Source organism: Sporosarcina contaminans (genome assembly GCF_042679045.1).
In the GTDB taxonomy this organism is placed as follows: Bacteria; Bacillota; Bacilli; order Bacillales_A; family Planococcaceae; genus Sporosarcina; species Sporosarcina contaminans.
On sequence record NZ_JBHTLT010000016.1, the window covers coordinates 17,388 to 36,542 of the forward strand.

The 19,155-nt window shown below is 41.6% G+C and carries 18 protein-coding genes; all 18 read left to right on the top strand.

Annotated elements, in window-relative coordinates:
• Position 1 precedes the first annotated feature (1 nt).
• The 18 genes from ACFQ38_RS02755 (at position 2) to ACFQ38_RS02840 (ending at position 19,108) form a co-directional block, all read left to right on the top strand.
• Positions 2-1,366 carry an acetyl-CoA carboxylase biotin carboxylase subunit gene (locus ACFQ38_RS02755; RefSeq protein WP_381479741.1) on the top strand — a complete coding sequence of 455 codons (1,365 nt, stop codon included), beginning with the start codon at positions 2-4 and terminating at the stop codon, positions 1,364-1,366.
• Entirely contained in the window at positions 1,359-1,574 is a 216-nt protein-coding gene (locus ACFQ38_RS02760; protein WP_336823020.1) for an acetyl-CoA carboxylase biotin carboxyl carrier protein subunit, read from the top strand. Before ACFQ38_RS02755 ends, ACFQ38_RS02760 begins: the two co-directional genes overlap by 8 nt.
• Before the next feature lie 59 nt (positions 1,575-1,633).
• Positions 1,634-3,175 carry an acyl-CoA carboxylase subunit beta gene (locus tag ACFQ38_RS02765; RefSeq protein ID WP_336823084.1) on the top strand — a complete coding sequence of 514 codons (1,542 nt, stop codon included), beginning with the start codon at positions 1,634-1,636 and terminating at the stop codon, positions 3,173-3,175.
• A gap of 309 nt (positions 3,176-3,484) precedes the next feature.
• On the top strand, positions 3,485-4,375 hold the full coding sequence (locus tag ACFQ38_RS02770) for a ketopantoate reductase family protein (RefSeq protein WP_336823021.1): 891 nt from the start codon (positions 3,485-3,487) through the stop codon (positions 4,373-4,375).
• A gap of 6 nt (positions 4,376-4,381) precedes the next feature.
• Entirely contained in the window at positions 4,382-4,771 is a 390-nt protein-coding gene (locus tag ACFQ38_RS02775) for a DUF3397 family protein (RefSeq protein ID WP_336823022.1), read from the top strand.
• Between the two features lie 101 nt (positions 4,772-4,872).
• A complete protein-coding gene (gene bshC / locus ACFQ38_RS02780) occupies positions 4,873-6,477 on the top strand; it encodes a bacillithiol biosynthesis cysteine-adding enzyme BshC (protein WP_381479742.1) in 1,605 nt (534 codons plus the stop codon).
• 383 nt (positions 6,478-6,860) lie between these two features.
• Positions 6,861-7,292: a division/cell wall cluster transcriptional repressor MraZ gene (gene mraZ, locus ACFQ38_RS02785; protein WP_336823024.1), complete on the top strand. Its 432-nt coding sequence runs from the start codon at positions 6,861-6,863 to the stop codon at positions 7,290-7,292.
• 36 nt (positions 7,293-7,328) lie between these two features.
• Positions 7,329-8,261, top strand: a complete 933-nt coding sequence (gene rsmH / locus ACFQ38_RS02790) for a 16S rRNA (cytosine(1402)-N(4))-methyltransferase RsmH (RefSeq protein WP_381479818.1) — start codon at positions 7,329-7,331, stop codon at positions 8,259-8,261.
• 17 nt (positions 8,262-8,278) lie between these two features.
• Positions 8,279-8,659, top strand: coding sequence for a cell division protein FtsL (ftsL, locus tag ACFQ38_RS02795; RefSeq protein ID WP_336823025.1), 381 nt, complete (start codon positions 8,279-8,281; stop codon positions 8,657-8,659).
• Between the two features lie 35 nt (positions 8,660-8,694).
• Positions 8,695-10,890, top strand: coding sequence for a penicillin-binding protein (locus ACFQ38_RS02800; RefSeq protein WP_381479743.1), 2,196 nt, complete (start codon positions 8,695-8,697; stop codon positions 10,888-10,890).
• 92 nt (positions 10,891-10,982) lie between these two features.
• Entirely contained in the window at positions 10,983-12,875 is a 1,893-nt protein-coding gene (locus ACFQ38_RS02805; protein WP_381479745.1) for a penicillin-binding transpeptidase domain-containing protein, read from the top strand.
• A 147-nt stretch (positions 12,876-13,022) separates the two neighbouring features.
• Positions 13,023-13,997 carry a phospho-N-acetylmuramoyl-pentapeptide-transferase gene (gene mraY / locus ACFQ38_RS02810; RefSeq protein WP_336823028.1) on the top strand — a complete coding sequence of 325 codons (975 nt, stop codon included), beginning with the start codon at positions 13,023-13,025 and terminating at the stop codon, positions 13,995-13,997.
• A complete protein-coding gene (gene murD / locus ACFQ38_RS02815) occupies positions 13,998-15,347 on the top strand; it encodes a UDP-N-acetylmuramoyl-L-alanine--D-glutamate ligase (protein ID WP_381479746.1) in 1,350 nt (449 codons plus the stop codon).
• Positions 15,348-15,376: 29 nt separating this feature from the next.
• On the top strand, positions 15,377-16,468 hold the full coding sequence (gene ftsW / locus ACFQ38_RS02820; RefSeq protein ID WP_381479747.1) for a putative lipid II flippase FtsW: 1,092 nt from the start codon (positions 15,377-15,379) through the stop codon (positions 16,466-16,468).
• Between the two features lie 21 nt (positions 16,469-16,489).
• Positions 16,490-17,275, top strand: coding sequence for a cell division protein FtsQ/DivIB (locus ACFQ38_RS02825; protein ID WP_381479748.1), 786 nt, complete (start codon positions 16,490-16,492; stop codon positions 17,273-17,275).
• Positions 17,265-17,966, top strand: coding sequence for a DUF881 domain-containing protein (locus ACFQ38_RS02830; protein WP_336823032.1), 702 nt, complete (start codon positions 17,265-17,267; stop codon positions 17,964-17,966). The genes ACFQ38_RS02825 and ACFQ38_RS02830 overlap by 11 nt, the downstream gene beginning before the upstream one ends.
• 66 nt (positions 17,967-18,032) lie before the next feature.
• Complete coding sequence (locus ACFQ38_RS02835; protein WP_336823033.1) at positions 18,033-18,752, top strand: DUF881 domain-containing protein; 720 nt, start codon at positions 18,033-18,035, stop codon at positions 18,750-18,752.
• Between the two features lie 2 nt (positions 18,753-18,754).
• The gene (locus ACFQ38_RS02840) at positions 18,755-19,108 is read left to right on the top strand and encodes a small basic family protein (RefSeq protein WP_336823034.1); all 354 of its coding nucleotides are present in this window, start codon (positions 18,755-18,757) and stop codon (positions 19,106-19,108) included.
• Positions 19,109-19,155: the final 47 nt, after the last annotated feature.

A 19,155-nucleotide genomic window follows, 5' to 3' on the forward strand; every position in this document is an offset into this window, starting at 1 on the left:
TATGCAAAAAGTCTTGATAGCGAATCGTGGGGAAATCGCTCTCAGAATCATTAGAACTTGCAAACGGCTCGGAGTTGCTACGGTCGCTGTCCATTCGGAAGCTGACAGGCAACTCCCTTTCGTTAAGGAAGCTGACGAAGCGTATGAGATTGGGCCAAGTCCTGTTCAACAATCTTATTTACAAGTCGACAAGATTATTGAAATTGCGAAAAAAACGAATGCGGATGCCATTCATCCGGGGTACGGCTTATTATCTGAGAATGCGGATTTTGCACGTAAAACTACAGATGCAGGAATCGTATTCATCGGACCAGATGCAGACACGATTGAAATGATGGGCGATAAAATTGCATCACGCAAGGCAATGCAGCAGGCAAATGTCCCTGTTGTGCCTGGAACGGATGAAGGTGTAGCATCTCTGGAAGAAGCAATGGCTGCTGCAAAAGACACCGGCTATCCCATTATGTTGAAGGCGAGTGCAGGCGGCGGAGGCATTGGTATGGTTCGCTGTGAAAATGAGCAAGCGCTCAGTCAACAATTTCAAACGGTTAAAAATCGTGCTAAAGCATACTTCGGCGATGATGTCGTATTTCTTGAGAAGTTTATACAAGATGCCCGTCATATCGAGATTCAAATTTTTGGTGATGCGTATGGAAATGTCGTTCATTTATTTGAACGGAACTGTTCAGTCCAAAGAAGAAATCAAAAGGTGATCGAAGAATCTCCATCACCACAGTTGAGTGAAATGACCCGAAACAATATATTTGCAGCTGCGATTGATGCCGCAAAAGCGATAGGCTATAAAAACGCAGGAACAGTCGAATTCATTTTAACGGGAAATGACGATTTTTATTTCCTTGAAATGAATACTAGATTGCAAGTAGAGCATCCAGTGACAGAGAAAGTGACTGGTTTAGATTTAGTGGAATGGCAAATCGAGGTGGCTCGCGGAAAGGAATTGCCTATTAAAGATCAAGAAGCATTAAAGAGTTCAGGACATGCGATTGAATATCGAATTTACGCAGAAAATCCTGAAACATTCATGCCTTCTCCAGGGAAAATTGAAAAAATTACTTGGGAAGAAGGAGATGGTATCCGGATTGACGAAGGATATGAAGAAAGCCAAATGGTAACGCCGTATTATGATCCGATGATTGCTAAGGTAATCATTCATGCGGCTAATCGAGAAGAGGCGCTTCGCAAATCCTCCGAATTTTTTAAAGATGCTTCTATTGACGGATTGCGAACAAATCTTCCATTCTTTAAAGAATTTTTAAACGCCGAAGATTTTATTTCAGGAAAATATAATACAAATGTTGTTTCGGAGTGGTTGGCAGACAAAAAGGAGGAAGTTCAAAATGGGTGAATTGAAAGCTGCAATGGCTGGTACAGTATTTACGGTGAATGTCGCGGTAGGAGAAGAGGTTCAAGCCGGCCAAACGGTAATCGTCCTCGAATCTATGAAGATGGAAATCCCGGTCGAAGCTGAAAGTGCCGGAAAAGTTTCCGCCATAAATGTCCAAGTGGGAGACTTCGTCAATGAAGGAGATGTTTTAGCGGTAATTGAGGCATAAAAAAAGTCTGAATAGTTGCCGATAGATGTTCGATCAGGAGGGGTAGTGTGATGACGAATATGAAAGAGCAAACAAGTTATAATGAGCAATTGGAAAAAAGGGTAAGAGAAATAGAATCTGGAGGACATCCGAAATATCATGAGAAGCTGAAAGAACAGAATAAGTTGTTTGTAAGAGAACGGTTACGGCTGTTATTTGATGATGGCACATATTTTGAAGATGGTAAATTTGCAAATTGTGAAGCGAATGATTTGCCGGCTGACGGTGTTGTCACAGCAATGGGGAAAGTGAACGGCCAAACTGTATGCGTCATGGCGAATGATTCGACTGTCAAAGCGGGGTCGTGGGGAGCCCGGACTGTCGAAAAGATAATTCGAATTCAAGAAGTGGCGGAAAAGAATAAAGTGCCGCTGTTATACCTTGTCGATTCTGCTGGGGCACGTATTACGGATCAGCTTGATATGTTCCCGAATCGGCGTGGTGCGGGCAGGATTTTTCATAATCAAGTGAGGCTATCAGGTTTCATCCCACAAATATGTTTGCTGTTTGGTCCATCGGCGGCAGGTGGGGCGTATATACCTGCATTTTGTGACCTTGTCATAATGGTGGAAGGCAATGCATCTATGTATTTAGGATCTCCGCGAATGGCGGAAAAAGTAATCGGTGAAAAAGTGACATTGGAAGAAATGGGCGGCGCTAAAATGCATTGTTCCGTTAGTGGCTGTGGTGATGTCTTGTGCACGAGTGAGGAACAGGCCATCGAAGAGGCACGCCGTTATCTTGATTTCTTCCCTTCTAATTTTACTGCAATGCCTCCCGTTCGAGGGTCGATTTCTGCGAAAGAAGGCCGTTCATTGGAAGAGATTATCCCTGAAAACCAAAACGCGCCTTTTGATATGTACGAAGCGATTGATGCGATTATTGATGAAAATAGTTTTTTCGAAGTGAAGAAATTGTTTGCCCCTGAAATTATTACAGGGCTTGCACGCATTGATGGCCAGCCAGTCGGCATTATCGCTAACCAGCCCAAAGTAAAGGGTGGTGTATTATTTGTCGATTCTGCAGACAAAGCGGCGAAATTCATAAACCTTTGCGATGCATTTTCGGTTCCGTTGCTTTTCTTAGCTGATGTACCGGGCTTCATGATTGGAACGAAAGTGGAGCGGGACGGCATCATTCGCCATGGAGCTAAGTTAATTATGGCAATGAGTTCTGCGACTGTGCCGAAAATCTCTGTCATAGTACGCAAAGCGTATGGTGCTGGCCTATATGCGATGGCGGGTCCTGCATTCGAGCCAGACGTTTGCATCGCGCTGCCAACCGCTCAAATAGCTGTCATGGGTCCAGAGGCCGCAGTCAATGCTGTTTATTCGAATAAAATCGAAGCAATCGAAGATCCGAAAGAGCGGATAGCCTTCGTACAAGAAAAGCATAAAGAATATAAAGCTGAAATTGATATATATAAGATGGCTTCGGAACTCATCGTTGACGAGATTATCGCGCCATCGGATTTACGCTCTGTCCTATCGGATCGATTCAGATTTTATTCTTCAAAAGATATTCCGTTACCACCTAAAAAACATCCGGTTTATCCTGTATAATTGAATTAAGCAAAATGAGAGGGCTTCCGTTATGGAGGCCCTCAGACTGTAGATAAGTATATTTTCACTTTAGCTACAGGCGTTTTAGGGTTTTCGTTATAAGGAAGGGATGTTCTCAGCTTAGCTTCATAACGCTTGCCATGTAGAAGGCAGCTTAAATTCGTAATGTCGGGAGTTCGTTTATTTCTGCAAAGGGCTTAGAAATACGGCATATTGAACGCTACGTTGTTCGATTTCCAGTATGTGAGCGTTTGTTAAACGAGTTGAGAGTTTCCGCTTTGGAAGCCCTGTTGAAAAGGGGGAAAGAGGATGGATATTGTCATAGCCGGTGCAGGGGCGATCGGCATGCTGATTGGGAGTTATTTATGTGAGGCTGGCATGAAGGTCGGTTTTCTTGTTAGAAAAGAAGAAGCTGCGAGGCAAATTCGTGAAAATGGAATACAGCGCATCGTAAATGGGAAAACGGGGACTTTCAATGTTGAAGCCTTTTCTGACCCGAATAAGTTGCCGTATAATGTTCCTTGGATTGTCGCTGTCAAATATGCGGGCATTAAACCGATTTTGAAATTGCTGATGGAAAAAGAAATGGTGCATCCTATTCTGTTCGTGCAAAATGGCATGGCGCATGTCGAAGATGCAAGAAAAAGCGGTTTGCCTGAATTGTACTTTGCGACTGTTGAACATGGAGCGGAGCGGCTCGATGTGAGGACGTGCTCGCATAACGGAGTTGGGCAGCTGAAAATAGCAGCATCAAAAAATGGTGGTATAGGCTTTGATTTTATGGAACAGGCGGCTTCTCCAAATTTCCCCATTGATTATCACCATAGCGCCGATGAAATTATTTTGCGCAAGACACTGATCAATTGCATGATTAATCCCCTAACTGCTATGTTGCAAGTGAGAAACGGTGAGTTGCTTGAAAATCCACATTGCAAAACTATTTTATTGCAATTGTATGAGGAAATGAACAATGGAATCGCTGAAATGCCGGATATTTTGCCTTTGGAAGATTTGTTGACAGTTTGCGAAAAAACAAGGATGAACCATTCCTCAATGCTTAAAGATCGAATGAATGGCAATGTGATGGAAATTGATACGATCGTCACTCCGATCTTAAGATTAGCGAAAAACAATGGCAAGACGCTTCCGACACTCGCTTTATTAGAGCAAATGCTTCATGCTATAAATGGAAGAGGGTGACGGATTTTGGGCTCTATACTTTCGTTCTTTGCAGGAATTCTCGTACTTTGTCCATTTCTTATTGCACTCGTATTCTTAATTGTCGTGAGGAAGTTCGGAAGAGCGCCTGCTACATATATTGGACGAGCTGCTGACGTGACGACTCCCTTTCTTTTTTTATCGGTATACGCTTTATCCGTGGCCGTTTTTGGACGGGGAACAGGAATATATTTAGCTGGGATTGCAATGTTAATTGGGATGATTTACGCGATATTAGAACGTTTTCGCGTCAAAGAATATAAGATACTACGTTTGCTCCAAAAAACATGGAGGCTTTATTTTCTTTTGCTCACAGCGGCTTATGTCGTATTAATGGCTGCTGGTGTAATTCTGAATGTCATTTCTTATACGAAATAACGTCAATTTTTAAAAGAATAAAGTTAGTAAGCGTATGTTTTCATTCAAGTGAGATTGAATGCTATACTCTGTTCATACAGAAGGAAAAAGGGGCTTGAATGATGGAAATCGAATCAATTGCTTTGAAAGGTAATAAAGTTTTACAGTCATATTTTGAGGATCAGCAATTCATACATACTTTTTTTGATTATGAAAACAATGAAACGTCTTATAAAGAACGGTTGAAAGAACTAAAAATGAGGTCATTTCAACGGGAGAAACTCTCAGCGACTATCCGATCGTTCATGGAACCGTTTGGGATTTCTGAGCAAGCGGAGGTCCATCTCACTGAAATGAAGGAAAACGGTGTTGTTGTTATAGGCGGTCAACAAGCCGGGATTTTGACCGGTCCACTTTATTCCGTCCACAAGGCGATTACAGTTATTTTATTGGCTAAACAGAAAAGAAAAGAATTAGGTGTTCCTGTTATCCCTGTCTTTTGGGTTGCTGGTGAAGACCATGATTTAGCTGAGATTAACCACGTCTATACCGAATTAAATGGAAAAGCGATTAAGCAGCAATACGAAGAAAAATTTGTGTTGAAATGGATGGCTTCTGATGCGGAGTACGATCAACAACAGATGACCACCTATTTGCAAGAGGTGTTTAAAAAATTCGGTGAGACTGAATATACGAAGGACTTATTGCAAGACGTGTTATTTGCTGCGCAACAAGAAAAGACATTCACTCAATTTTTTGTCCGGCTAATGAACGGATTTTTCCAAGAAGAAGGGCTGTTATTCATTGACTCTGCCTATAAGACGCTGCGTCAAATGGAGTCGCCATACTTCCGGCAGATGATCGAAGGTGCTGCTGCGATCTCAAGTTCAATCGTTCAGAAGGAAGAGGAATATTGCAACTTTGGATTTAGTCAACCTCTTTATGCTGAAGAAGCGGCAGCTAATTTATTTTACGTCCATGAAACGGGTAGAGTTCTCTTGTCGATAAAAGACGGAAAGTTTGTCAATGAACAGATAGGCTTCCGAAAGACGGAAAAGGAAATGCTTGAGATTGCACAAAATGAACCGTGGCTGTTAAGTAATAATGTGGCAACACGTCCGATTATGCAAGACTTGATTTTCCCTGTCCTTTCGTTTGTAGGAGGGCCTGGAGAAATCGCTTATTGGGCTTTGCTAAAAGAAGCATTTCATCATTTTGACATAAAAATGCCAATCATTACTCCAAGAATGTCGATTACTCTAATAACTTCCAAAGCAACTCAGGCTTTGTCAGATGTTTCATTGACAGTGGAGGATGTATTGCAAGGGCGAGTGGCGGAAGAGCGAGATCGTTTTATTGAAACATTGAAAAACGAGCGGTTCGATAAGATGGTTCAAAAAATGGAAAAAGATTTAGAAGAACAATATAAAATATTGACGAGTGAAGTGAGCGATGGCTTGCTGCCGATTGTTGAAAAGAATCTTGATTATCATAAAAAACAGTTCGAGTTTTTACGGAATAAGGCAGAAGATGAACTGCTCCGTAAGCATGAAACAGCGCTTCGCAAATATCAGCTTTTAGATGGGCAATTATATGTCGACGGTTCATTGCAAGAACGAATTTACACTCCATACTCATTCATGAATACGTATGGGCCAGATTTAATAAAAAATTTATTGCAACTGCCGTTTGAAATGAATGGCAAGCATCAAATCGTTTATTTATAATTTTGAAAAACACCTTTCCGGATGATCTGGAAAGGTGTTTTTGTGTGTGAAAACACTTTTACGCACAAATCTATGCTATGAGTGCACAAGCTCTATAATATTTAGGATGTATTCGTGCCACGTTTCCTCAGGCCGAGGCATATTTAGACTGCCTTTACTTCAAAAGGCAAAAAGCTCCATTATTTCTAGTCTTCCGAAGTACAAGGTCGTACAAGTTCCGACATTTCCGCTCGACATGAGTATTTAGTCTTCCAACGCCTATCACAGTTAGCCGTCTCCTGCCACTTTTGATACTATTGACATATTTTTATTGTTCATATGAAAATGAGTGGAGGAATGTGGGGGGATGTGGTACATTTAATTTATATAGTGGGGTGAAGAGTATGTTCATGGGTGAATATCAGCATACTGTCGATACTAAAGGCCGTTTGATCGTCCCTTCGAAATTTAGGGAGCATCTTTCGGATGGTTTTGTGCTGACCCGTGGACTAGATCAATGCCTCTTCGGTTACCCTATGGAGGAATGGAAACGGTTGGAGGAGAAGCTGAAGGCGCTCCCAGTTACGAAGAAAGATGCCCGTGCGTTTGCGCGTTTCTTCTTTTCCGGTGCAACTGAAGTAGAGCTGGACAAGCAAGGCCGTGTAAACATTCCATCACAGCTCCTTGATTATGCGAAAGTGGAAAAAGATTGCGTCATCATCGGAGTTTCAAGTCGGATCGAAATATGGTCGAAAACTTCTTGGGATGCGTATTATGATGAATCTGAGCAATCATTCAATGAAATCGCAGAGAATATTATCGACTTTGATTTTTAATTACACTTATTTACTTTTGGAAAGAAGGCGGTTTCAATTTTTCAACATACAACAGTTTTACTGCATGAAGCCGTCGAAGGGCTTGCAATAAAAAAAGATGGTATTTACGTTGATTGCACACTTGGTGGTGCGGGGCATAGCTTGGAAATTGTGAAACAATTGTCTTCCGACGGCAGGCTAATTTGTTTCGATCAAGATATGACTGCCATCCATGCTGCAAAGGAAACATTAAAAGAACATTTATCAAAAGTGACGTTCATCCATTCGAATTTCAGAAATTTAAAAGGTGAGCTTGAACGAATTGGCATTTCATCAGTCGATGGCATCCTTTATGATTTGGGTGTATCTTCGCCACAACTTGATACTGCGGAGAGAGGATTCAGCTATCACCAGGACGCAAGGTTAGATATGCGAATGGATATGGATGCTCCATTATCGGCATTTGAAGTAGTCAATGAATGGTCATATGAAGATTTGGTTCGAATTTTCTTCCGCTACGGAGAAGAGAAATTCTCAAAAAGCATAGCGAGGAGAATCGAAGAAGCACGTAAGGCATCTCCGATTGAAACAACAGGGGAGCTTGTGGAACTCATTAAGGAAGGTATACCAGCAGCTGCTCGGCGCACAGGTGGGCATCCTGCTAAAAGAGTGTTCCAAGCGATCAGGATTGCTGTGAATGATGAATTGGGTGCGGCAGAGGAATCGATAGAAGATGCCTTGACGCTGCTTAACCCAAAAGGGCGCATTTGTGTTATTACGTTCCACTCATTAGAGGACAGACTTTGCAAAACGATTTTTAAGGAAGCGTCATCATTGCCTGAATTACCTCCCAATTTGCCTGTCATTCCTCCGGAGTTGGAGCCGACGATGAAACTTGTGACAAGAAAGCCGATTATGCCTAGTGAAGAAGAAATTGAACAGAATAAGAGATCGAGATCCGCAAAACTAAGAATTGCAGAGAAAAGATAAAAGGGGGAAGTTGTTAGATGGCATTGGAACAAAGAAAGTTTCAGACAGATACTATTCATGATATTGAAACACCTGTTAGTCCGAAAACAACCGAGAAACATTCGCCGAATCGTCGAACCCGGAAAATCTTTTCCACAGGGGAAAAATTCTTGTTCGCGCTATTTGCAACGGCCCTTGTTGTTTTTTCGACGATGATTTTGCATACGCAGGCACAAATTAATGATACCAATAAGGAAGTGCAGCTCCTTACAAACAAAATTGATGAGACTGAAAAACAGAATACGGAACTGTCCATCCAAGTGAGCGAAAAATCTACATACGAAGTGATCTGGAATAAAGCGAAGGAGCTCGGCTTGAATCTTAACGAGAAAAACGTAAAGGTCGTGCCTGGACGATGAAAAAGAAGTTTCGATTTCAATGGGGAGCCTTTCTGATGTTCATTTTTTTCGGAGGGCTCTTTTTTCTTTTGTTTGGAAGATTATTGAGCATTCAAATTACTGGTCAAGCGGAAGGACGTCAAATGGCTGCAATGGCGGAGGCAAGATATGCGAAGGAAGCAGTATTGAGAGCCGACCGGGGAAAGATCGTTGACCGTGATGGTGAGCTGATCGCTTCGGATACATTGAGCTATCGATTGATCGCTATTTTGAGTGAAAAGGCGACTGAAAAAGGCGCCAAAGAGCCAAGGCATGTTGTAGACTTCGAGAAAGCAGCGGATTTGCTTAGCCGATATATTCCAATGGAAAAAGAAGAAATGATCCGAATACAGCAATCTGCATTAGAGCGGAAGCCAGATACTTACCAAATCGAGTTCGGAAAAGCAGGCAGGGATATTAGCTATGAAACGATGGAAGCGATCAAGAAAGCTGCTAAGGAAGAAGGAGTTACGGGTATCCAGTTCATTGAGGATAAGAAACGATTTTATCCGAATGGAGATTTCGCCTCTTATCTTATCGGTTTTGCGATGAGGGAGGAAGACGAAAATGGAAATGTTAAAACGGTCGGTAAAATGGGGTTGGAAAAAACCTATAATGAAGAACTGACAGGAACAAATGGAAAAGTAGATTACAAGACAGATAGATGGGGATTTGTCCTTCCGAAAACGGAAAAGAATATTGTCGCTGCAAAAGACGGGTTAACGATCCAGCTGACAATCGACAAAGCGATTCAAAACTTTGTTGAAGATGCAATGAATGTAGTGAATGAAAAGTATTCCCCTAAAAAGATGCTAGTCATAGTAGCGAACCCTAAAACAGGCGAAATTTATGCGATGAGCCAACGGCCTTCATTCCATCCAGGAACACGGGAAGGTCTGACCGAAAACTGGTTGAACGATGCCGTCGAAAATACAATTGAACCTGGATCAACGATGAAAATGTTCACTTTGGCTGCCGCTATTGAGGAAGGAAAATGGGATCCGTTAGCTGAATATCAATCCGGACAATATACGATTTATGACCGGGTTATCCGGGATGTAAATAAAACTGGGTGGGGACGTATCAGCTTTTTGGAAGGATTCCAACTCTCTTCCAATGTATCTATGGCCTATTTATTAGAACGTATGGGAGATCGTACGTTTATCGAGTATTTGAAAGGATTTGGATTCGGTGAAAGAGTGGGCATCGATCTTCCTCATGAAGCGCCCGGTATTATTTTGGATGTAAACCCAAGTGAAAGGCTGACAACATCCTATGGACAAGGTTCTACCGTAACTCCTGTGCAAATGATACAAGCTGCAACTGCAATTGCCAATGATGGAAAGATGATGAAGCCATATGTGATCGATAAAATTATCGATCCGAATACTGATGAAGTGATTGAGGACCATCAACCAGAAGAAAGAAAGTCGCCGATATCAGCAGAAACGGCTAAAGAAGTCCGCAAAATTCTTGAATCTACCGTTACATCTGAAAGGGGTACGGGAAGGAAGTTTGCGTTATCCGGCTATTCAGTCGGAGGGAAGACTGGTACTGCAGAAATTCCAAAGCCTTCAGGCGGTGGATATTTGTCAGGCGATGGAAATTATCTTTACTCATTTTTAGGGATGGCACCTATTGAAGATCCGCAATTGTTGACCTATGTTATTGTTCAACAGCCGAAGCTGAAATTAGGGCAGTATGGTTCGGATCCTGTCGCGGAATTGTATACATCTATTATGGAAAGTAGTTTGAAATACTTAAATATCGCCCCAGAAAACGCTGGTGAAGTTACTACCGTTACATTACCGGACTTTACAGGAAAGGATTCCGGAGAGGCAATGTCGGAGCTCATGGAAATGGGATATGATCCAGTTCTTATTGGGGAAGGAGGAAATATCGACCATCAGTATCCTCAAAAAGGAATTAAGCTCAATAAAGGAGCTGTTGTATTTTTAGAAACTAAAGGCGATACAGTCCTTCCAAATTTTTCCGGGTGGTCGAAAAAAATGGCGATATCATTTAAAATGTTATCAGGTCTTGATATTCGATTGAACGGAGACGGCTTTGTTACCGAACAAAGTTTATCGGCAGGTACCATTGTTAATCCTTCAGAGCCTATCGTGCTTCAGCTTCAAGTCCCGTCGGAACGCTATAAAGTGATGGAAGAGGATGAAAATGAGGAAGAAGAAGAGGCGATAATCGGAGGATGACGAATAGCGAGCCTTTTGTATTCATAGGTTGGTAGAAAAACGAAAGGTGTGGACTGCTGCGTAACTATGTAAATTTGCAATCCAAAAAGAGATTGCGTGCAGTATTCGTTATTTTCCTCATATGCATTTTGGCAGTCGTTGGAAAGCTCTTTCATGTTCAAATTATTAAGCATGAATGGCTGAAAGCGCGTGCAGAAGAGAACTGGGATAGGGAAATTCCTTTCGGTGCTGTTCGTGGAGAGATACATGACAGAAACGGAAATTTGATTGTTGGGAATCGCTTGGCTCCCACTCTATATTATATGCCTTCGCAAAATAAAGAGCCCGAAAAGGTAGCCGCCGCCCTTTCTCCAATTTTAGGTGTTGAGCAGGAGAAACTGTTAGAGAAAATGAGCAAGAAAGGGTATATGGTAAAGTTGGCGCCCGAGGGGAAAAATATTTCGAAAGAGCAAGCGGATGAAATAACGAAGCTGCAAATCGAAGGATTGTATACTGGCGTAGATTTTATGAGGAATTATCCGCAAGGTGAACTATTATCAAGGCTTATCGGATTTACGGGATACGACAATCAAGGATTGGCAGGGATCGAATATGCTTATGATGAAATCCTTAAAGGAACCGGCGATAAAATTAGATTATATACCGATGCGAAGACGATTCCGTTGCCTCATGTCGATGACGGTTTCCAATCAGGTGAAAATGGGTCGACTGTTGAACTGACAATCGATATTGAAATGCAAAAAATAATGGAGCGCGAGCTATCACAGGCGATGGAAAAATATGATGCAACGCAAGCGCTTGGCATTATCATGAATCCAAAAACGGGAGAAATTCTCTCGCTTGCGTCGATGCCAACATTTCATCCAGCGGATTATCAAAGCATTGATTCTAAAGTGTATAATCGCAATTTGCCGGTTTGGATGACATTTGAGCCAGGATCCACATTTAAAATTGTAACATTAGCAGCAGGTTTAGAGGAAAAAGTAATTGATTTGCATAATGATTATTTTAATGATCCCGGCTACGCAATGGTTGCCAATGCTCGGCTTCGTTGCTGGAAAAGGGAAGGACATGGCCATCAATCATTTCTTGAGGTTGTAGAGAATTCCTGTAACCCAGGATTTATTGAAATCGGACAAAGATTAGGTGCTGAGAGGCTGGACGATTATATCCGAAAATTTGGTTTTGGCGAATCAACTGGATCGGGAATTGCTGGAGAAGCAAAAGGTATTTTATTTTCAAAAGAAGCATTCGGCCCTGTTGAACAGGCTACAACTTCTTTTGGCCAAGGTATTTCTGTAACACCGATACAGCAAGTGCAAGCTGTTGCAGCAGCCATTAATGGAGGATATTTATTTAGACCGTATATTGTGAAGGAAATAAAGAATGATAAGGGTGAAACGATCCAATCCTTCGAACCTGAAATGCGGCGACGCGTCGTAAGTGAAGAGACTTCTTCGCAAGTGAGGGAAGCACTGGAATCCGTCGTCGCAAACGGGTCGGGAAGAAATGCTTTCAATGATGGTCTACGTGTAGGAGGGAAAACGGGAACTGCTCAAAAAGTTGTGGACGGTACATATAAGGATGGGGACTATATTGTTTCGTTTATTGGATTTGCTCCGGCAGACGACCCAGAATTGTTAGTATACGTCGCAGTAGATAGTCCGAAAAATTCGATCCAATTTGGTGGAGTTATCGCAGCTCCGATCGTTGGCAGAATCATTGAAGAGATTGCTCCTTTGGCAGGTATTACGAAAAGAGAAGGACAAATTGAAAAAGAATATAGATGGGGAGATCCGATCACTCATCGAGTGCCGGATTTGACAGGAATGACGAAAGGGATGGTGGCAAGGCAGCTCCATACGTACCGGATTGAATGGCACGGTGAAGGAGATGTCATTAAGTATCAAATGCCTGCACCAGATACGGTTATCAGTGTAGACGATGTCATACACGTCTATACGGAAGAGGGAGAGAATCAATGATGGGCAAACAGCTGTGAATTTCAAGTTTGTCCTTTGATAGAACTTATAGATTAAAAAGGTATGGAATCCGTGCGGATAGAAATCTTGACACAACGATACCGAGCGCAATTGATCTAAAAGTTTCAGAACAGTTAAGGAGAACATAATATGACACTCGGAACGACAACGACGGCTATTATCGTCGCATTTATAGTAACAGTAGTTTTAGGGTTTTTCATTATCCCCCTACTAAGAAAAATGAAATTTGGGCAAAGCATCCGCGAGGAAGGCCCTGAGTCGCATCAGAAGAAAGCAGGCACCCCTACAATGGGGGGCCTCATCTTCTTGAGCTCTATAATCCTTACGATGCTTTCTCTTTCTTACATATTCGAAGATGTATTAACAACACAAACGATTGTTTTACTGATCGTTTTAGCAGGCTTCGGCATAATTGGCTTTTTAGATGATTTCATAATTGTCGTCATGAAAAGAAATCTTGGATTGACTTCGATTCAAAAGCTGATTGGGCAAATTATTATAGCTATTATCGCCTTTTTCTTATTGAAAATGGGACCGTTTGATACAACTGTACAAATACCATTCACAGACTTTGCGATTGATTTAGGTGTTTTCTATGTAGCCTTTTTAATTTTTTGGTTAGTTGGATTTTCAAATGCAGTTAATTTATCAGATGGATTGGATGGTCTTGTCGGAGGTACATCTACGATAGCCTTTGCTGCATTCGGAGTTTATGGGCTTATTTATGAGCAATATGATATTGCGATGTTCGCGTTTGTTGTGTCGGGTGCATTGTTAGGATTCTTATGCTTCAATTTAAAACCAGCAAAAGTCTTTATGGGAGATACAGGTTCGCTTGCTCTTGGCGGGACGCTTGCCATGCTATCTGTATTGGTAAAGCAGGAGTTGCTGTTACTTATCATCGGTGTTGTTTTCGTTATCGAAACTTTGTCAGTCATCATTCAAGTAATCAGCTTCAAATTGACTGGAAAAAGGGTTTTCAAAATGAGCCCGATTCATCACCATTTTGAATTGTCGGGATGGTCAGAATGGAAAATCGTCATTGTTTTTTGGGGGATTGCATTATTGGCCGCTATCGTCCCTGTATTATTGGAGGTGATGTAAATGAAGGAGCTCACAGAGTTTGCAGGAAAAAATGTATTAGTGTTAGGTTTGGCAAAAAGCGGTTATGCTGCTGCTAATTTACTTTCTTCTATGGGGGCAAATGTAGTCGTTAATGATGCATCACCAGAAGAAGGAAACGAAGAAGCAGCACTTTTGAAGGAAAGGGGAATCCCGGTCATCTGTGGGGGTCATCCGAACGATATTTTGGATCGGGGATTTGAACTTGTTGTAAAAAATCCTGGCATTCCTTATCATAACGAAGTAGTGAAAAACGCTATTTTGAAAAAAATTCCTGTGTGGACAGAAGTGGAGTTGGCTTCAAGAATTAGCGAAGCGCCAATCATTGCGATTACCGGTTCAAATGGCAAGACAACGACAACGACTCTATTATTTCACATGCTGAATATCGGAGGAAAAAAACCGCTTATTGCCGGAAATATAGGAACTGTCGCTTGTACTGTTGCTGAAAAAGCGGAACCTGATCAATTAATTGTAATGGAAGTTTCTTCATTCCAGCTTGCTGGAACTGAACAGTTCAGGCCGAAGATTGCGATTTGGACAAATTTATATGATGCACATTTAGATTATCATGGAACTTCGGAGTCCTATGCATTGTCTAAAGCAAACGTGACGATGAACCAAACTGCAGAGGACTTTTTCATCTACAATGCAGACCAGCCAGAAATAGAGCAGTATGCAGAACAAACTGCAGCACAGAAAATTCCGTTTTCTTTGAAGGGCAGAACTGCATATGGGATTTCTGCTGATGACCATATGATTTATTGGCAAGGGGAACCTTTCGTTTCTCGTTCAATTATCAAATTAGTCGGAGCGCATAATTTAGAAAATGTATTAGCTGCGACAGCTGCCGCCATTTTGGTCGATTGCGATAAGACGGCGATTGAAAACGTGCTTGGTTCATTTACAAGCGTTCGCCATCGTATGCAGTTTGTGAAAGAATTGAAGCGTAGATCATTTTACAATGATTCAAAAGCTACCAATACGCTTGCTACGAAAAGTGCGCTTTCTTCTTTTCAGACACCTGTGCTTTTAATCGCTGGAGGATTGGATAGAGGACATTCTTTTGAAGAATTGGCACCCTATATGGAGCATGTGAAAGCTGTTATTGCGATAGGAGAAACAGCGGAGCGCTTTGCTGAATTTGCACACAGTTGTGGAATAGATGATGTCACTCAAGTGCAAACGATGGGAGATGCGGTCGCAGTCGCTTATGAAAAATCGGAAGAAGGGGATACGATCCTCCTTTCTCCTGCTTGTGCAAGCTGGGATCAGTATAAAAGCTTTGAACAACGTGGAGATGCTTTTATTGATGAAGTAATGAAATTGTGAAATAGGATTATTAAACATCAAACGGAAGGATGCATTCACTGGAACAGAAATTGAAGGGGGCTTTTATTATTTCGGCAGTGGCGCTGTCATTAGTCGGATTGATATTTGTCCATTCCGCTGGTTCTTATTGGGGGCAAGTGCATTACGCTGATTCATCTCCCTTTATTGTTAAGCAAGGCGTTTACATGGCAATCTCGATTTTGATAGCGTTTATGATGATGAAAAGTCCATTAACTTCACATCCGACCTTTTGGACCGTTTTTTATTACATAACGATTGTCTTGCTTATAGCGGTCATGATTCCGGGCATCGGTGCTGTACGGAATGGATCGCAAAGTTGGATTGCGTTAGGTCCCTTTAGCATACAACCGGCCGAATTTGTGAAAGTTGCTTTGATCGGAAAACTTTCATGCGTGATGAAGCAAGCGAAAGGCAAGAAAGTTTTCAAGCTGAGTCATTTTGTGCTCATATTATTGCCTGCTGCGCTAATCATGCTTCAGCCCGATCTTGGCTCGGCGGTCATTATGATTGTTTCTGCTTTTGTCGTCTTATTTCTTGCAGGATATCCTTTAACTTTCTTTTCGCTTATAGGATTTGCTGGCATTGGGGCATTCGTTGCGCTAATTGCTGCAGCACCTTATCGATTAGATCGCATTAAGTCATACATCGATCCATGGAGTGATCCATTGGGCGCGGGTTTCCAAGGTATCCAGTCATTGTTTGCGATTGCGCCGGGCGGCTTGTTTGGGCATGGTTATGGAAATAGCCGACAAAAATATTTATATTTGCCGGAACCACAAAACGATTTCATCTTTTCGATCATTGCGGAGGAGACCGGATTTATCGGTGCGACAGTAGTTTTGCTGCTATTTTCAGCTTTGTTAGTTTCGGCTTTTGGCATTGCAATACGTACAAAAGAATTTCGGTCATTTTTAATGACTGCAGGTATGGCATCCATTATCATTTTTCAAACGTTCCTAAATGTTGGTGTCGTGTCCGGCCTACTGCCCGTTACGGGCGTAACTTTGCCGTTCATAAGCTATGGAGGATCTTCCTTGCTGACGACTTGGATGGCAACTGGGACGATACTGCATTTCGCATTTCATAAAAAGACTACGTGAAAGTTAACAGGAGGGCATACCATGGACAAAGTGATAGATATTGAAGACCGAATTCCGTCCATGCGAGAAAAACGGAGAAGGAAAACAAATAAGAAGTTTTTGTTCGTGTTATTCATCTTCGGGTTAGCCCTTCTGCTACTTTTGTATTTTCAGTCACCCCTTAGTAAGGTGAAGGATATACACATAAGAGGGGCAACCCTTTATGACCAGCAGTTCTATCTGGAGGAAAGCGGAATTGGTGAAAACAGTCCTTTCTGGGGATTCGACGCTCAAGAAGTTGAAGAAAAATTGTCAGCGATAGCAGGAGTCGATGAGGTAAAGGTCACTAGAAAATGGATGCGTGATGTCGAGATCAACATTTCGGAATGGAAGATGGTTGCCTACATTGAAGATGGTGATGATTTCGGATTGCTTTTAGAGAACGGTGAAATGTTTCCCGATTCGATTCAAAACCCGAATGTACCAATTTTGAACAAGGTGGATGACGAGGAAGTAAGAAAGCGGATTACATCCCAATTGTTAAAAATGGATGCAGAGGTTTTCCAATTGATTTCGGAAATCATTTATACGGGTTCTGAAGATGACGCAGATACGATTACTGCATATATGGATGATGGATATGAAGTGCATGCTGTCATTCCAACGTTTGCGGAAAAGATGGCTTACTATCCCGAGATTACCTCTCAATTAGATGAATATGAGAAAGGGATTATCGATATGGAAGTAGGCACATTTTTTACCCCGTTTAGCGAATTATACGGTAAAAAAGAGGAAAGTGATATGGATGTTGAAGAAGATGAACAATGATCAAAACAAGAGCAGACATATTTTATATGCTTTCGTTTTTTTAGTCGCAGGTTTCATTTTCGCTTTTTCTTACCGAACGTTAGGGGTAGATCGCGATGCATCACTACCTGAAGGATTCCAAAAAGAGGAACAGTATCGTGGCGATTTAATCGAGCAAAAAGAAAGAAATAAGGAATTGGCAGACGAAATTCTTGCCAAACAAGAAGAAATACGTGAGGCTGAAAAGTCTTTTTCAACGATGGAAGAGGATCATTCAATATTAGTAAGCGAAGCAAAAGATTTACGGCTCCTTTTGGGCATTGTTCCTGCGGTTGGACAAGGGGTACGAGTGACGCTCTCAGATGCGGATTATAATCCGACAGAGCAGAATCCCAATGACTATATTGTTCACGAAAGCCATGTTTTGCGGGTTGTTAATGAATTAAAAATTTCTGGAGCACAAGGAATATCGATCAATGGACAAAGAATATCCGAAAACTCTTACATCAAATGTACCGGCCCTGTCATAAAAATTGACGGGAGAACATTTCCAGCGCCTTTTGTAATAGAAGCGATCGGAGAATCAAATGTATTAGCAGAATCGTTGAAGTTAAAAGGCGGAGTGATGGACGAGCTCGAGCATGATAATATTATTGTTTCTTTGGAACAGTTGAAAGAAGTCAAAATGCCTGCATTGCGTGAAGAGACGTAATGTGGAGCTTCAAGCAGCACTCTCCATCTGAAAAAAGTATCCAAGAAGAAATAAGGAGGAGGAAGGATGAAACAATCGATAAGTTATAAATTTACAATCGTCCTCCTCATTATCGGTTTTATGGTCGCTGTCCAATACAATTCGATGAAACAACCTGAAATCCGGGATACAAGAGATATTTGGGCAATAAGGCAAGAGTTGGCTGAGGAAAAGAAACTCCATTCGGAATTGCTTTCAGAAATTAGGGAGTTAGATCGTACATTATCGACCTACCAATCAATGAATGAGCAAAATACAGGAAAAGCACTGTCAGAAACAGTGGACAAGCTTAGGCAAAGGGCAGGCATTACCGATAGAACTGGTCCAGGAATTGTCATCGATGTGAAGCCTTCTCCTGAAAGTATTGCTTATGGTATTCCGATTACAAGTATTGCACCGGATTTGCTCACCCGTTTCGTCAATGAAGTGAACCGCTTCAAAGGCATTGATATGGAAATCGATGGAAAAAGATATTCTATATTGAGTTCAATCCGTGAAATTAACGGTTGGACAACAGTAAACGGCTTAAACGTGTCCACACCCCCTTTTAAGATAAAAATCGTCTCATCAACCATTTCAGAAAGTGAGAAGCTTTATAATTATTTATTAGCTTCTTCAATACACGATGATTTTTATCTTGATAACTTAATTTTAGATATTAGCAAACCTGTCAAAGATGTTGTGATCCATGGAATGGCTGAAAAGTATGAGAATCTATATTTGGAAGAGCTGCCGAAAGGGGAATGACAATGTGGTTGCCTTTGTTAGGCCTATTAATAGGCGTATCATTAGGACTGTTATCCGATATTCAAATTCCGCAAATGTATAGCAGCTACTTATCCATTGCGGTGTTGGCTGCCTTAGATACTCTTTTTGGCGGCATTCGGGCACATTTACAGCAAGTGTATGATGATAAAGTGTTCATTTCGGGATTTTTCTTCAATATAGCATTAGCCGCAGGTCTTTCATTTTTAGGAGTCAATCTTGGCGTTGATTTATACTTAGCTGCTGTCTTTGCATTTGGCGTTCGGTTGTTCCAAAATATAGCACTCATTCGAAGGACGCTTTTAATGAAATGGACAGAGCGGAAGAAAAGTTCCTAATATCCTCATGATTTACCTGTAAAAAGGTGAAAAGTATTTGCTAATTA